The following is a 13,313-nucleotide window of genomic DNA, read 5'->3' on the forward strand; positions in this document are numbered from 1 at the left end:
GCCCTGACCTGCGGAAACGCGGATCAGGGCCCCTGCACTTCTGGCGGCTTCAGCGGGAGTTCCACCGCTTACCCACCGCTTTGCCCGGAGGCGGCGCCATTCCAGCGTTCCAACTCAGCGGCCACAACGCCGCCAGTCGCGAGCTGTCGAACCTCGCTATGGGTCAAGCGTCCGAACTGTATGGCAGCAGCGGCCACGCGCTCGATATCCTCCCAGCGGGAAGTGACGATGGCCAGGGCAAGCGGCAGCGCGGCGGCCGCGCATGGCCCGGCGTCCGTGTAGTCGTCCGGTTCGGCGCAATCGTCCAATTCCGCGAATTCCATCCGTTCCCGGAGGGTGCTCGTGATCCACTCATGGACCGCTGCATCATCGCCCCTGCCGTGATTGAAGATCAGCGACTCGACAGCCGGCCCCGCCATGGAAGTCACGGCCCGGTCCCATGCGTCTATTGATTCCCCGTTGCCAACGAGCCGCCATTCCTCAACTGACAAGTATTGGAAGCCCCGCCCGCTACTCAGATAGGCGACTGCGTGCCCGGCCTCATGTAGCGCGGTAGCCAGGCGCTGATCGTCGCGCGCCGCCTTCATGAGGTTCATTTCTCAGTACTCGAGGTGGATCCGCCGAACGACTGCAGCAGCGCCGTCATGTCGGGCGCCTCGTGGGTCTTCTGGACATAGTGCCGGCTGGTGATTTGCTCGTTCGAGTGGCCCAGCTGGGCAGAGGCCGATGCCATCCCCTCAGCGTTCGCCAGTAGCGTGCCTACCGACTTCCTGAACGTGTGCGGAGTGACCCATTTGAAGCCGATGTCATCACGTGCGGAACGCCATTGCTTCCGGAAGTTTCCCGGATCCCGCAGCGTGCCTGTGGACGACGGAAAAACCACGTCCCATGAAGTGGCCTCCAGCTGCTGAACCTGACGCCGCAGGAGCATCTCGACAGCGAACGGCGGCAGGTAGTAGCGCTGTCGTGAGTTGGTCGACTTGGGATGTTCTTGGATAGTCATCCCCTGGCCCTGCACGTAGATAACCGTTCCCGTGACGGTCAAAGTCGGGCGCGCAGATTTCAGGTCTACGTCCTTCCACCGGAGTGCCAGAGCTTCGCCGATTCGGGTACCCGTGGCAAGCATGACGTCCACGACGTCGAGCAGATCATCCGGCCGCTTCCGGCCGCGAGGCTTCGAGTCGCGCTGCCACTGCCGGAGGCCGGTCCGGAGCGCTGCCGCCTCTTCAACGGTCAGGGCCCGGACGTCCTTGTGGTTGGTCGGGACCTTCGCCACGTCTCGCAACGGGTTGGCGCCCACCGCGCCGTGTCGGGCTGCGAGTCCGAGCATGGCGGACAACACCGTTTTGGCTAGCTTCGCCGTGGCACTTCCATGCTTGGCGGTGGTCGCCTTCAGGAATCTGTCCAGACGAGAAACAGTGGCCTCCCGAACCGTCAAGCCTCCCACGCCGGGGCCCACATAAGAATCCAAGACTTCCCGATAGCGCCGCTGGGTATTGATGGCGCGGTCCAGGTCCATGAACTCCAGCCACCACACCTCCGCTAGCCGGTTCAAGCGTGTATCCGGCGTGACGTCGTCACCAGCAGGCATCGCCCGTTCCTTCAGCGCAGAGATTAGCGTCTGCTCAGCCTTGCCGCCGCGGTCATTCTTGGACGTAGCCACGGCCCTGGCCTCAACTTTCCGGGTCACGCCGTCGAAGTCCCGGAACCGAGCCATCGCCCGCCACACGCCGGGCGTAACCTCGTCCCGGCTGATCCTGCCCCACGTGCCAACCTGCAGCGGCGGCCTAGGCATCCTTGTCATCCCAGTCAGTACTGAGTACGTCCTTGTCGCCAAACCACTTGTCAAAGTCAAAGGGCTCTTCAAGCCCGCCACGCAGCTCGTTCATTAGAAGATCGAGCACGGTACGGTCCCGCTCGAAGACCTCAGCAGCAGCTTTGTAGGCCCGCTCCAGCTCTTGCACTGCCGGGTGCTCCCAAAGCTTTGCGGGCAATTCCTTATGCAGCACTGGCGGGCGGTGAGGTCTGGCAGCTTTCTGAAAATCCAGCTGCTCCCGAGCCGTAGCTGGAGTCAGGGGCAACTCACCATCGGCCCACGTCCAGACTTCATCCATTGGCGCGGACCGTTCCCGAGTTATCTGTACATTCGCAGGCCCTAAGTAGCGCTCAGATCCGAAGAGTAGAACGTTCGGCGTCACGCCCAGGACGACCGCAAGAGCTACTAGGTCGGCCGCGTCCAATCGTCTGGCTTCGTTTTCGATTCGGCTCAGCGCCGGAACTCCGATCGGCCTTCCAACTTCAGTAAGCCTCAGGCTCACCTGTGCCAGATCAAGGCCCAGCGCGGTGCGTATCCGGTTTACATTCTTCGCCGCTCGCCGGCCTGCCGGGCCGAGCTCAATAGGTACGTTTGCCATGATCGCAACCCTATTTCATTTTTTGTTTGACGTCCACCGTTGCCGTGTGTAAAGCTTGGTCCGTCGCAAGTTGCGATAATCGAAAGCAGCTTTCGTAAATGACAACTGGAGGAAGACATGGGAAGTAAAGTCCTTGAGGAGGTCCGGACGCTGGATGGCCAACTCGAAGCCCGCCACCTGAGTGCCATCGAATTGGCTGCCCGCGCAGGAGTTCCCGTTGCCACCGTCTACACGTGGCGGGCCACCAACAAGGGACCCCGGGCGATGCGTATCGGAAAGTATCTCCGCTTCCGACGAGAAGACGTCCTGGCATGGGAAGAGTCCCTGCTGGAGCCCAAGGCCACAGCGTGATTACTGAGGCCGAGCTGAACGCCGCGTTGGCAGTCGCATGGGACCGAGGTTACTGGCGCGGAACGTCGCACACTGGCCCTTTGAACGGCGCCGCCGTCGCTGCCCGGAACCCGTATCTGAAACCGGCCGAGCCGGAGGCTGCAGAGTGAGCGCCTGTGAGTGCGAGTGGCCGGGGCAGTGCACCTGCCAGCCGCAGCACATTCCCACCGCCACTCCGGCGAAGCTGTGCAAGATCCGCCTCAAGACAGCAAAAAGCCGTGACGCCTCGCCAAAGTCCGTCACGGCCTCAGAACCAACCCATTCCTAGGAGATTCACCATGAACACTACCAAGACCCCCGCAACAGTGCGAGAAGCTGGCGACATGGCCCACGCCAAGGGCATGACGCTTTCCGAGTTCCTGGACAGCATGCCCCCGATCCCGACGCCGCCAGCCGGATACGTCCTGGCGGAAGGATGCTCGGATCACTGGATCGGTACCGAGACGATAAACGGCGGCTGGTTCATCACGCCAGCGTGGAACTCCACCACCGGCGCCCACTCGCTCGAGCTGTGGGTAGCGGAGCACCAGCCACCGTCCTACGCGAACCTGACACCCGACGAGGCGTTGCAGCTCGCCGCCGACCTCACCGCCGCCGCCCAAGCCATCAGGAACGCCGAATGATGCGCCTGGCGATCCGGCAGGCCGCAAGGGCAGTCTTCTGGATCCTCGCCAGCAGCTTGGTGTGTATCGCCATCTCGGTCCCGGCCATCCTCAACAAGCTCATCTTCGGCTCTCCCTTCTGAGCCCCCGAGCCTTCCAGTTAGGACACTGACAAGTTGAACGAGAGCCATCCGGATTTCACCCGCGAACCGCAAGGCCGGTTTGAGTGGGAACGATTGGTGCGCCGTGCCGTGATCAAGCCCCCGAGCGTGAAGCTGCTCGGTCTGGTTATGGCGACGTACGCCAACTCGGATGGTACGCGTGTTCGGCCGGGCCAGAAGCGCCTGGCAAACGTCATGGGGACGAGTATCAGCACCGTAGAAAGAGGCCAGCGAGCCCTAGAGGCGATCGGTTTCATAGAGATGACATACAAGGGCCACTCGGCTGGCCGCGGCCGGTCAGGCGGCTATGCCAGCGAGTACAGGCTAACGATTCCATCGGATCTCTTGGAGCGGATCCCAATGCTTGACCCGGACGAGAATCACCCCGCACCAGTGACGGGTGATTCCACTAAAGACCCAGCACCAGTGACGGGTGACATGGGATGTTCGGAAGATGTTCGGGCGAACAATTCCACGGATATACCCGTCAATCCGAAAGAGTCACCCGTCACCAGTGCGGAAACACCCGTCAATTTGGAGGAAATACCCGTCACCCAAGACGGCCCACCAGATCATTACCACCACATCAAAGACCACTACATAAATCACCAACCAGCGTCGGTCACCTTAGGTGACGCACGCGCGAGCGGATTTCAGGAATTGGCTGAAAGCCCCTCGATCGAAGATGAAAGATCCCGGCAGCTCGCAGGGCTGGAAAAGCTCCAGGCCGAGTACGAAAAGCAGCAGGAACGGAAGGCATCGTGACCGCCAAGCTCTCCCGCCAGGACCTCATGGACCTCTGCGAAATCTTCAAGGCAAAAACCCTCGAAGAGCACGAACAAGCCCGCCGCTGGCGGGACCGTGCACTCGAAGCCGAACAACGCCTAGCAATCTACGAACCAGGAGACGAATAAATGTTCATCAGCCACGCACCCTTTCACGCGCAGAACCTCGAAGCCGGCAGAAGCCTCAAGGCAACGCCCGCACTGATCAGCAGCCCCGACGGGGACGTGAACGCCATAGCAGTCTTCAACGGCATCCATCTCAAATTCTGCATCCCAACCAGTGACGCCATCCGGGTAGCCACCGAGATAGCCGACGTCGCCGCCGGCCAGGGCAGGGCGAACTGATGTTCACCTCACAGCCTGACCACCACCGCAGGAACATCGTGCAAGCGTTCAGCTACCGGGCCCGGCCCGCGATCCTCAGCACGCCCACCGGAGAGCAGGAACCCGCGGTAATCCTCCGGAGCGGCGAACGGATCCACGGCATTCTTCCCATCGCGCAAGCCCTCAAACTCGCCGACCAGATCGCGGACGCCGTCGAAGCCCACGACACAAGTCCGAACTCTCCCCCGCCCGCCTCCACCCCCGCAACAAAGGAGCCCAGCAAATGACCACCGACCATAACCAGCCCCACTACTTCGCCGTAGTCGGCACAGACCAAGCCCCCACCGAGCTCACCGACATCGGAGACCCGTTCTACGAATTCGGCGGCCACCTAGCCGGCGCCGTCGCGGCCACGTCCAACGACGTCGAAACCATGAAATCCGCCATCTGGGGCAGCGTCGTCACACTCGCGGCCACCGGCGTCGACCAGAAACACATCATCGGAGCACTCTCCACAGCCCTCGCCATCTTCGCCGTCGAAATCTTCAACCCCGCCGTCGACACCATGGAAGGGCTCAACCCCGGATTCAACTACCGCGAAGCCATCGGCCGCGCATCAGGCCCCACCACGGAGGAGTCCTCGATCGCAGACGCCGTGGAACACCCCCACAAGTCCTGACAACCCCCACAGAAAAGGAAACCCCATGACCTACATCCCCTCAGCCCCCCGCTTCCACAGCCCGTCAGCGCCCCTCCGAGCCGCCCTCGCGTCCCTCCCCGGCTACGACACCCACGTCAACGCCGTCGAAGGGCTCAAGGCGCCCCTCGTCGCAGCAGTCCGCGCACAGCACGAAGCCACCGCCACGCACGCGGGCATCGCCGCCGCCCTGGCCGAGACCATGCTCGACACCCCCGCCACCGAAACACCCGGGGTCATCGCAGCCAGCACCAGCGCCGCAGCCGCCGCCACCGACCAGGCACGCACGGCCGCCGCCGGAATCCAGATCATCGAAGCAGCAGAGAAGCAGCTCGGCATCGAACTCGACAACATCATCCGCCGCGGATACGACCAGCTACTCAGCCACCTGAACGGGACACTGAAAGACGCCTACACCCAGTCCCGCAAGCTCGGACTCCACGGCATCCACGACGCAGAGCAGGCCATCGAAGCAGGCAAAGCAGACGAATGGTCAGCCATGCTCAAGCACCGCGCCACCATCTTCCACATCCGCGCCGCACAGACCATGCTCGTTGAACGGCTCGGCTCCCACGAAAGCCTCCAACGCGTCGGCACCTTCGGATTGCTCGCCAACTACGCCGAGCTCTGGCCCGGATGGTACGGCGGCACAGCACGGGACCGTTGGGCCCGCGAAGACACCGCCGCACCATGGCCCACCCGCAACGGCGACACAGACCCCGCCGCACTGCACGCCTGGATCCTCGACCACGACGACGCCGAACCATGGGTACCCACCGCCGCCCAACTCACAGCCGCAGTCAAGACAGCAGAAGCAGCAGCCCGAGCAGCACAAGCCAAGCAGGACGCATAGCCATGGCCGACACCACCGACACCGAAGACCATCCCATCAGCGCATGGGACAAAGGCAAAGCCGAAGCAGCCAAACGATTCGGCAACGCCAAGCCCAGCCCCAACACACCAGCCGCAGGGACAGCCGCCGGCATCGCTGAAGCCCGGCGCAGGTTCGGGCACACAACCAAGCAGACGTAGACAACGGCACAGCATGGGGCCGAGCACACACCGCCCGGCCCCATGCACCATCCAGAAGGGGTGGGGAGGGGACCCCAAAGGCCCCCGCCCCACTGACCGCCGGAGAGGGCGCTCGGATGTCTGCCAACCGCTCAACCTCAATGCAACGACGAAAGGAGGCCCAAGAATGGGCACTCAGAGGAACACGACCAAGCCCAACTCGAGGGCGTACCGGCCGCAGGCGGCGGCGATCCGGGCGGCCCTTGTGGAACTGCCGGCGGAGGGGTGCACGCTGCCGGTGCCGGATCTTCCGAAGTCGCGGGAGTGGTCCGATGTTGAACAGGACCGCTGGTCGGAGCTGTGGGAATCCCCGCAGGCCACGCAGTGGGACGACAGCTGCCGCGGCACGGTGGCCCTGCTTGTGCAGTACGAGTCCCGCCTGCTCAGTGGCGACGGGGGCACGGCGTGGGTTGCTCAGGAGTGCCGTTATGCCTCCGAGTCTCTGGGGCTTACCCCCAAGGCGATGGCGGCGCTGGGGTGGAGGATCGCTGATGGCAAGTAGCAGACGGGCGGCCAGGGCCCTCCAGCCAGCCCCGGAGCTGCCGCCAGTGGAGACCGATGTGCGGCGCCGGCGGACGGCGCACGAAACGTTCGGCTTCCGGGGAATCATCACCTGGGAAAACGGCGTGCCCGTCAGGGTTTGGGACGTGTCCGGAGGCGCTGCCATCGAGGGCGCAAAGGCACGGGAATTTGTCCAGGCTATGAGCCTCAGGCCGGCGCAGTTCGGCAACGGCAGGTAAAGCCGCGGGGACGAAGACTAGCGTGTATCACCGGCATGGACGGCCCTCTGACTGATAGGCTCATGTCAAAACCTTGGACCGTTTTTATTCCAAGGGAGAGATATGACCTCACGAGATGTAATTGTCAAGATCCGGGCCGAAATCGGCGATTTCCGCCGTCAGATGGATCAGGCCGCGACTGCCGCACGTGAGATGGGGCGGACCACTGAGCAGGCGGGGCAGGCCACGCAGGAGGCGCTGACGGAGGCGCGCGCCGCTGCGCAACTTGCCCGGGTCGCACTGAATGACGCCGGCAAGGCTGCTCAGGAGGCTGCGCAGGGGTTCGGGCTGTCGTACAACTCGGCGGGCCGATTGACGGACCAGTTCGGGAACATGGTCACGGAGGCGCACGCGGCGGAGCTGGGTCTGGATACTGCCAGCGACGCTACCCGGGAGTTTGCCGCGCAGCAGCAGCACGCCGCCGGGGAACTCGCCGCGACTACCGCGGCGGCAGGCGAGGCAACGACCCACATGGGGCGGCTGTCAGCCTCGGTCCGCGATCACGAAGACGCCTGGGACAAGGCTGGCGGGACCCTGCTGGCGTTCGGTGCCGCCGTCGTGGCCGGTGTTGGTTTGGCTATCGCCAAGTACGCCGAGTTCGACAAGGCCATGTCAGAGGTTAGTGCCGCGACGCACGAGACTGCCGGTAACATGCAGCTCCTGCGGGACGCCGCTATCGAGATGGGCGCCGACACGTCGTTCTCCGCGACGGAAGCCGCTGACGCGATCACCGAACTGTCCAAGGCTGGCGTTCTCACCAAGGACATCCTCTCCGGCGGCCTCGCCGGTGCGCTGTCGCTCGCCGCTGCCGGGTCCCTCGGCGTCGCTGACGCTGCGGAACTCGCCGCCACGGCGATGACCCAGTTCAAACTCAAGGGCTCCGACCTGCCGCACGTCGCTGACCTCCTGGCCGCTGGCGCTGGCAAGGCTCAAGGTTCTGTCGAGGACATGGGCGCGGCGCTGAAGCAGGGCGGCCTCGTCGCCGCCGCTACGGGGCTGACCATCGAGGAAACCACGGGCACCTTCGCGGCGTTCGCTTCTGCGGGCCTGATCGGCTCGGATGCTGGCACGTCCTTCAAGACGATGCTGCAGGCCCTCACGCCCTCATCGGAGGCCGCCAGCAAGGAGATGGAACGACTCGGCATCTCCGCCTATGACTCTCAGGGCGACTTTATCGGCATGGCCGAGTTCGCAGGCAAGCTGCAGACCTCACTCTCGACCCTGTCGGTTGAGCAGCGCGCCGCATCGCAGAAGATCATCTTCGGTTCCGATGCTGTCCGTGCCTCCAATGTTCTGTACGAGCAGGGCGCGGCAGGCATTCAGGGCTGGATTGACGGCGTCAACGAGTCCGGGTTCGCGGCGTCTACCGCGGCGATTAAGCAGGACAACCTGGCTGGCGATCTGGAGAAGCTGGGCGGGTCCTTCGATACCGTCCTCATCCAGGGCGGCGGCGGCGCGGCAACAGCCCTGCGCGGGCTGGTGCAGGGCCTTGAAGATGTCATCGACGGGCTCGGCAAGGTCAAGCCGGAGTTCCTGGGGCTGGCCACCGGCATGACTGGCGTGATCGGGGTTACGGCGCTGCTGGCCGGCGGGTTCATCACCTTGCTTCCGAAGGTCCTCGCTACCCGGGCGGCGTTCCAGACGCTGGCCGCTACCAACGCACCCCTTACCGCCGGGCTGGGCAAGATCGGTAAGGCCGCCGGCGGGGCGATGGTCGCCCTCCTGGCACTCAGTGCGATCGGCGCGATCTTCGGAGAGAAGCAGACGACGTCCGCGGCCGAGTACGCCAACGCGATCATGAAAGTGTCCGCGGCGGGCAAGAACGCGGATTCCTCCGGCCTCGATTCGCTGTTCCAGTCCTTCGACAAGTTCGGCGGGTCCTCGACCGTGTCGGGCGTGAATAGCCTGTCGGACGCCATCGGGAAGCTGACGAAGAACGACTGGCAGGCTAACGTCAACCAGTTCTTCGACGGCTTCACCGGGATGATTCCCGGAGTGGCAAAGTCCGAACTCGGCCAGCTGGACGAGAAGCTGAAAGGCCTTGGGGAAACCCTCGGTGAGGTCACATCGAACGGCGGCGCCGCGTCGGCGGCGAAGACCTTCAACCTGCTCACGGAGGAGTTCAAGAAGAACGGCAAGGGCGCGCAGGACGCGCTCGATAAGATGCCGGGCTACAAGGACGCACTCCTGAAGCTGGGGCAGGCCGCCGGCATAGCACTGGAGCCGAACGAGCTACTTGCGCTCGCGGCAGGCACGATCCCGACAAGGATGCTGGCGGCTCAGAAGTCGACCGAGGGTCAGGCCGCGGCCGCCGAGGCTCAGGCGGTCGCCTCCGCCGAGGCCGCCGAGGCGCTTGAGGAGATGGGACTCTCCGCGGACGGCGTAGTCATCTCCCTGTCCAAGCTGTTGGATGCCATGTTCGCAACGGGCATCGCCACAATGTCGGCGCGGGACGCGGAAGCCGCCTACCAGGAGAATCTCGACGCGCTCAAGGTCAGCATCGATGAAGTCATGGCGACTCAGAAGGCCGGGAACATGGTGCTCGATGCCACGACCGGGGCTTTTGACCTGTCCACCGTCGCAGGACGGGCGGCTAATGGAGTGTTCGGGGAACTGGAAGGCAGCGCAAGGGCCACGACGAAGGCGATGGCCGACGCCGGGGCAACCCAGCCGGAGCTGCAGGCCAAGCTCGGGCAGACCTACCAGTCGCTCAAGGACACGGCCATGGGATTCGGGATGGGTGAAACGAAGGCCGACGACATGGCCCGCGCCGCGCTCGGCATCCCCAAGGGGGTCCCGATCGACGTCGCCATCCAGGGCTACGCCGACACCATGGCGAAAGCGGCAGCGATCAAACAGGCCGTCGACAACATCAACCCGAACAAGACGATCTTCTTCAGGACCGACGCGTCAGGGTTCTACGACCCGTCAGCTGGCACCGACGGTAAAGGCGCGGGGTCCGGTGGGAAATCGTCGGGGCCCAAGGCTTACGCGAATGGTGGCATCAACGGCGCGTTCGGGGCTCCCCATGTGTTCGCGGCGAACGGTTTGCACCGTCAGTCGATGATCGCCCGCGGCGGGGCGAACATCACCTGGGCGGAACCAGAAACCGGGTGGGAGGCCTACATCAGCGGGAAGCCCGGGCAGGAAGCACGCAACCGCGGCATCATGCAGACCATCGCCCCCCGGCTTGGTCTGGAAGTCGTCCCGTCAAAGTCCATGACCGGCGGCTACGGGCAGAACCAGTCATTCGCAGGGTACTCACCGGCCGCGGTGAGCATGTCCGCAGCATCCGGCCGAGGCGCCACCTTCGGAGACATCAACATCACCGAACAAAGCGACCCGCGGGCGACCTTCATGGAGTTCTCCCGCCGCGCCAACGCACTGTCCGTCTAGAAGAGAATCGGCGGGCGGGAATCTGTACATCGAGGATTCCTGCCCGCCCCTTCTGGAAGGGGGAGAGGTTGGCCCCGTTTTGTCACCCCCGGTGGCTAGCATTGGGGCATGTCGTACAACGCGCACCCAGATGACCAGCCTTCCGCCCAATGGCGACGCTTTGCCGCCGACGACGAAGCCGAGACGGTGATGCCAGAATTCTCGTTCCAGGATCCTGTGGCCGTGGGAATGATGTTCTGCAACGCGCTCGATGACCCCAAGGAATACCACGTTGCGCTCTCACGGTTGGCAACCCCCGAGTCGCTACTCGCGTTCGGTGACTTCGCGGAGGCTTCCGCATTTCTGGCCTCAATCGAGGATCCCGGCTACGGCTCGCAGGTCAACCGGGCACACGGAGATGACGACGTGGCCTACTTCAAGATCTTGGCTGGCACCACGGACAGCTTCCAAGCCCTCGAAGATCAGGTCTTACCCTTCGCGGCCGTCGTCACACTGGTGTGGCGGCCAGAGTTTGGCGAGTGGCGCGTGCACGGCATCGGCAACTACATCCGGCCGGAGGACGTCCCCCACTAGGTCGCAATCCAACCCGCAGCCCAAACCCGTAACGGCGTCTGCACCTAAGCGCAGGGCCGCCCACGGATCGGGGAAGCAACACACCCGTGCTAACTCCGGCCGGCCGTTGCCGCCAGGGCACCCGCGGCACATATGCTGGGTAGTGAATCGCCCGCCGCCATGCCCCCCTTCATGGCGGCGGGCATTTTCGCGCAACAAGCCGTTGCGCAAGTATCCAGACGCTGGCTGGACGTTTGTCCCGCAGCTTGTGGGACATTCCATTGCCGCCCTCAGGGCTGACCGCTGACGGCCACAGAAAAGCCCCCGGACCCATGACAAGGTGCCGGGGCGAGTCCTAGGCGCTCACGCCGTCAGGCTGGCCCGGTCCCGGCGTACCTGGATGCGAGGGCAGCCAGGGCAGTTCCCGCCGCCGCTGCCTGCGGAGCCGTCAGCACGCCTAGGGCATAGCCACTACCCAATGGCAGGAGCTCGAAGGCTACGCCGCGCTCGAAGGTGAATGTTGTCTCGATCCGCCAGCCGTCTCCGGTCTCGGACGGCCCGTCCCAGTAGCCCGCCGGCAGATCCGGCCGGACCGCGTCCATAGCCTCGATGAATCCCGCGGGCACGCTCGAGTCTTCCGGTGCCGTGATTGTCGTGCTCATGGTTCCCCCTGGATGTTGTGGCGATTGCCCCAGATTCTAACCGGCGCCGACGTCGTATAAGTGAACGGCGCCGGTCCCCAGCTTCATACGCGGCTCTTCGCTGAGCCAGCCGCCCACCGTTTACCCACCGGAAACAACGATTACTGACGACAAACAACGAGCCTAACCCACTCCGCATAAGCGCAGAATCCCCGGAATCTAGGGGTCAATGGGGAACAACGAACAAGGACAAAAACCAGCATCCCCTAATCCGCCGGTCGGGGGTTCGATTCCCTCCTGGGGCACCAGAGCGCCGGTCTGGCCTGCCGGAAGTTTCCGCAGGCCAGACCCGCGGCCCCTCCGGGGCCGTGCACACGCAGCGAGGGCCTAGATCCACTTGTTGCGCTTGAACGTCCAATAGAGCAGACCGCCCATGACGATCATCAGGCCCAGTGCCATTGGGTAGCCAAAGACCCAGTCCAGTTCAGGCATGCTGCGGAAGTTCATTCCGTAGATGGTGCCGATCAGGGACGGTGCGAACAGAATGGCCGCCCAGGCCGAGATCCGTTTGACCTGCTCGTTCTGGGCGTAGCTCGACTCGGTCAGCAGGCGCATTTCGTCGTTCTGCCGCTGGGCCACGAGCGCCGCGTTGACGGCGAGCGCGTTTTGCAGCAGGGCGCGGAAGGCCGCGACCCGCTCACCGAGCCGCCACACATGGTCCAGGACGTCCCGGTAGTGGTCCTGCAACTCGGGCCGGGGCTGGTGGTCCGGGGCTTCGGCCATCAGGGACTGCAGGATCAAGGCCAGGGGTGCCGTCGCCCGCTGGAACATGATGACCTGGCGGGAGAGTTCGTAGATCCGGCGGGATACGCCCGGGTCTGCGGCGAAGAGCTCGTCCTCGATTTCGTCGACGTCGTTTTCCAGGCCGGAAGCGACCGGCTCGTACTCGTCCACGACCTGGTCCAGGATCGCGTAGAGCACGGCGTCCGGACCGAGCGCCAGGAACTCAGGCTGGGATTCCATCCGGCGGCGGACCCGGGCGAGGTCCGGTGATTCGGCCCGGCGGACGGTGACCACAAAATCCGCCCCGCGGAAGACATGGATTTCGCCGAACTCAACCTTCTCCAGGTCGTCAAGGTAGCGGGCCGGGCGCAGCACCAGGAAGAGCGTTTCGCCGTAGTGTTCCAGCTTCGCCCGCTGATGGCCGGCGAGCGCGTCGTCCACGGCCAGGTGGTTGAGATCGAACTCCTCGGCCACGGACCGCAGCTCTTCCGCGTCTGGCCGGTAGAGCCCGATCCACGCCATGCCCTGGCGCTGCCGCAGGATGAAGTACGTCTCGTCCAGGCTCTCCGGGTCCGCGGTCCGGTAACCCTTCACGTACACCGCGTTGTCGACAATGCTCACGGCAGCGCCTCCTCCACCAGGCCTTCCTTGGCTGCGACGCTATACCGTCGCCCGCCCCGTGCCAACAGCCCGAACCTGCCGCCCCACAAATTGCGGC

19 protein-coding genes are annotated in these 13,313 nt (G+C 64.3%); 14 read left to right on the plus strand and 5 right to left on the minus strand.

What is annotated here, in order from left to right; translation table 11 throughout:
- Window positions 1–68: 68 nt before the first annotated feature.
- The 3 genes from QK291_RS06410 to QK291_RS06420 all read right to left on the minus strand — a co-directional run bounded on the left by QK291_RS06410 (window position 69) and on the right by QK291_RS06420 (window position 2,414).
- The gene (locus tag QK291_RS06410) at window positions 69–596 is read right to left on the minus strand and encodes a hypothetical protein (protein ID WP_282380171.1); all 528 of its coding nucleotides are present in this window, start codon (window positions 594–596) and stop codon (window positions 69–71) included.
- On the minus strand, window positions 593–1,663 hold the full coding sequence (locus tag QK291_RS06415; protein WP_282380173.1) for a site-specific integrase: 1,071 nt from the start codon (window positions 1,661–1,663) through the stop codon (window positions 593–595). Before QK291_RS06415 ends, QK291_RS06410 begins: the two co-directional genes overlap by 4 nt.
- A 124-nt stretch (window positions 1,664–1,787) precedes the next feature.
- Window positions 1,788–2,414: a helix-turn-helix transcriptional regulator gene (locus QK291_RS06420; protein WP_282380175.1), complete on the minus strand. Its 627-nt coding sequence runs from the start codon at window positions 2,412–2,414 to the stop codon at window positions 1,788–1,790.
- Between the two features lie 117 nt (window positions 2,415–2,531).
- Here QK291_RS06420 and QK291_RS06425 point away from each other — a divergent pair, with 117 nt between their 5' ends.
- From QK291_RS06425 to QK291_RS06490, 14 genes are all read left to right on the plus strand, one after another.
- Window positions 2,532–2,765 carry a helix-turn-helix domain-containing protein gene (locus tag QK291_RS06425; protein WP_282380177.1) on the plus strand — a complete coding sequence of 78 codons (234 nt, stop codon included), beginning with the start codon at window positions 2,532–2,534 and terminating at the stop codon, window positions 2,763–2,765.
- 317 nt (window positions 2,766–3,082) lie between these two features.
- Complete coding sequence (locus tag QK291_RS06430) at window positions 3,083–3,427, plus strand: hypothetical protein (protein WP_282380179.1); 345 nt, start codon at window positions 3,083–3,085, stop codon at window positions 3,425–3,427.
- The gene (locus QK291_RS06435; protein WP_282380180.1) at window positions 3,424–3,549 is read left to right on the plus strand and encodes a hypothetical protein; all 126 of its coding nucleotides are present in this window, start codon (window positions 3,424–3,426) and stop codon (window positions 3,547–3,549) included. The genes QK291_RS06430 and QK291_RS06435 overlap by 4 nt, the downstream gene beginning before the upstream one ends.
- A gap of 33 nt (window positions 3,550–3,582) precedes the next feature.
- Complete coding sequence (locus QK291_RS06440; RefSeq protein WP_282380181.1) at window positions 3,583–4,332, plus strand: helix-turn-helix domain-containing protein; 750 nt, start codon at window positions 3,583–3,585, stop codon at window positions 4,330–4,332.
- Complete coding sequence (locus QK291_RS06445) at window positions 4,329–4,481, plus strand: hypothetical protein (protein WP_282380182.1); 153 nt, start codon at window positions 4,329–4,331, stop codon at window positions 4,479–4,481. Before QK291_RS06440 ends, QK291_RS06445 begins: the two co-directional genes overlap by 4 nt.
- Entirely contained in the window at window positions 4,482–4,697 is a 216-nt protein-coding gene (locus tag QK291_RS06450) for a hypothetical protein (protein WP_282380183.1), read from the plus strand. It begins immediately after the preceding gene.
- Window positions 4,697–4,963, plus strand: coding sequence for a hypothetical protein (locus tag QK291_RS06455; protein WP_282380184.1), 267 nt, complete (start codon window positions 4,697–4,699; stop codon window positions 4,961–4,963). Before QK291_RS06450 ends, QK291_RS06455 begins: the two co-directional genes overlap by 1 nt.
- Entirely contained in the window at window positions 4,960–5,355 is a 396-nt protein-coding gene (locus tag QK291_RS06460; protein WP_282380187.1) for a hypothetical protein, read from the plus strand. The genes QK291_RS06455 and QK291_RS06460 overlap by 4 nt, the downstream gene beginning before the upstream one ends.
- 25 nt (window positions 5,356–5,380) lie before the next feature.
- On the plus strand, window positions 5,381–6,226 hold the full coding sequence (locus tag QK291_RS06465) for a hypothetical protein (RefSeq protein WP_282380189.1): 846 nt from the start codon (window positions 5,381–5,383) through the stop codon (window positions 6,224–6,226).
- Between the two features lie 2 nt (window positions 6,227–6,228).
- Complete coding sequence (locus QK291_RS06470) at window positions 6,229–6,405, plus strand: hypothetical protein (RefSeq protein WP_282380191.1); 177 nt, start codon at window positions 6,229–6,231, stop codon at window positions 6,403–6,405.
- 166 nt (window positions 6,406–6,571) lie between these two features.
- Window positions 6,572–6,946, plus strand: a complete 375-nt coding sequence (locus QK291_RS06475) for a hypothetical protein (protein WP_282380193.1) — start codon at window positions 6,572–6,574, stop codon at window positions 6,944–6,946.
- Complete coding sequence (locus QK291_RS06480; RefSeq protein ID WP_282380195.1) at window positions 6,936–7,184, plus strand: hypothetical protein; 249 nt, start codon at window positions 6,936–6,938, stop codon at window positions 7,182–7,184. The genes QK291_RS06475 and QK291_RS06480 overlap by 11 nt, the downstream gene beginning before the upstream one ends.
- Window positions 7,185–7,286: 102 nt before the next feature.
- Window positions 7,287–10,619 carry a phage tail tape measure protein gene (locus QK291_RS06485; protein WP_282380197.1) on the plus strand — a complete coding sequence of 1,111 codons (3,333 nt, stop codon included), beginning with the start codon at window positions 7,287–7,289 and terminating at the stop codon, window positions 10,617–10,619.
- 108 nt (window positions 10,620–10,727) lie between these two features.
- Window positions 10,728–11,192: a hypothetical protein gene (locus QK291_RS06490; RefSeq protein WP_282380199.1), complete on the plus strand. Its 465-nt coding sequence runs from the start codon at window positions 10,728–10,730 to the stop codon at window positions 11,190–11,192.
- A 350-nt stretch (window positions 11,193–11,542) separates the two neighbouring features.
- Here QK291_RS06490 and QK291_RS06495 read toward each other — a convergent pair whose 3' ends face one another.
- Both QK291_RS06495 and QK291_RS06500 read right to left on the minus strand, forming a co-directional pair.
- Window positions 11,543–11,833 carry a hypothetical protein gene (locus QK291_RS06495; RefSeq protein ID WP_282380201.1) on the minus strand — a complete coding sequence of 97 codons (291 nt, stop codon included), beginning with the start codon at window positions 11,831–11,833 and terminating at the stop codon, window positions 11,543–11,545.
- A 366-nt stretch (window positions 11,834–12,199) separates the two neighbouring features.
- A complete protein-coding gene (locus tag QK291_RS06500; protein ID WP_282380203.1) occupies window positions 12,200–13,216 on the minus strand; it encodes a magnesium and cobalt transport protein CorA in 1,017 nt (338 codons plus the stop codon).
- Window positions 13,217–13,313 lie beyond the last annotated feature (97 nt).

This window comes from Arthrobacter sp. AL12 (assembly GCF_029960645.1).
In the GTDB taxonomy this organism is placed as follows: domain Bacteria; phylum Actinomycetota; class Actinomycetes; order Actinomycetales; family Micrococcaceae; genus Arthrobacter.

What these genes read in the sequence shown, in the direction of transcription:
- QK291_RS06485 (WP_282380197.1), top strand. Translation starts at nt 7,287, where the DNA reads ATGACCTCACGAGATGTAATTGTCAAGATCCGGGCCGAAATCGGCGAT.
- QK291_RS06425 (WP_282380177.1), top strand. Translation starts at nt 2,532, where the DNA reads ATGGGAAGTAAAGTCCTTGAGGAGGTCCGGACGCTGGATGGCCAACTC.
- QK291_RS06480 (WP_282380195.1), top strand. Translation starts at nt 6,936, where the DNA reads ATGGCAAGTAGCAGACGGGCGGCCAGGGCCCTCCAGCCAGCCCCGGAG.
- QK291_RS06465 (WP_282380189.1), top strand. Translation starts at nt 5,381, where the DNA reads ATGACCTACATCCCCTCAGCCCCCCGCTTCCACAGCCCGTCAGCGCCC.
- QK291_RS06460 (WP_282380187.1), top strand. Translation starts at nt 4,960, where the DNA reads ATGACCACCGACCATAACCAGCCCCACTACTTCGCCGTAGTCGGCACA.
- QK291_RS06490 (WP_282380199.1), top strand. Translation starts at nt 10,728, where the DNA reads ATGTCGTACAACGCGCACCCAGATGACCAGCCTTCCGCCCAATGGCGA.
- QK291_RS06475 (WP_282380193.1), top strand. Translation starts at nt 6,572, where the DNA reads ATGGGCACTCAGAGGAACACGACCAAGCCCAACTCGAGGGCGTACCGG.
- QK291_RS06495 (WP_282380201.1), bottom strand. Translation starts at nt 11,833, where the DNA reads ATGAGCACGACAATCACGGCACCGGAAGACTCGAGCGTGCCCGCGGGA.
- QK291_RS06450 (WP_282380183.1), top strand. Translation starts at nt 4,482, where the DNA reads ATGTTCATCAGCCACGCACCCTTTCACGCGCAGAACCTCGAAGCCGGC.
- QK291_RS06420 (WP_282380175.1), bottom strand. Translation starts at nt 2,414, where the DNA reads ATGGCAAACGTACCTATTGAGCTCGGCCCGGCAGGCCGGCGAGCGGCG.
- QK291_RS06435 (WP_282380180.1), top strand. Translation starts at nt 3,424, where the DNA reads ATGATGCGCCTGGCGATCCGGCAGGCCGCAAGGGCAGTCTTCTGGATC.
- QK291_RS06455 (WP_282380184.1), top strand. Translation starts at nt 4,697, where the DNA reads ATGTTCACCTCACAGCCTGACCACCACCGCAGGAACATCGTGCAAGCG.
- QK291_RS06430 (WP_282380179.1), top strand. Translation starts at nt 3,083, where the DNA reads ATGAACACTACCAAGACCCCCGCAACAGTGCGAGAAGCTGGCGACATG.
- QK291_RS06470 (WP_282380191.1), top strand. Translation starts at nt 6,229, where the DNA reads ATGGCCGACACCACCGACACCGAAGACCATCCCATCAGCGCATGGGAC.
- QK291_RS06410 (WP_282380171.1), bottom strand. Translation starts at nt 596, where the DNA reads ATGAACCTCATGAAGGCGGCGCGCGACGATCAGCGCCTGGCTACCGCG.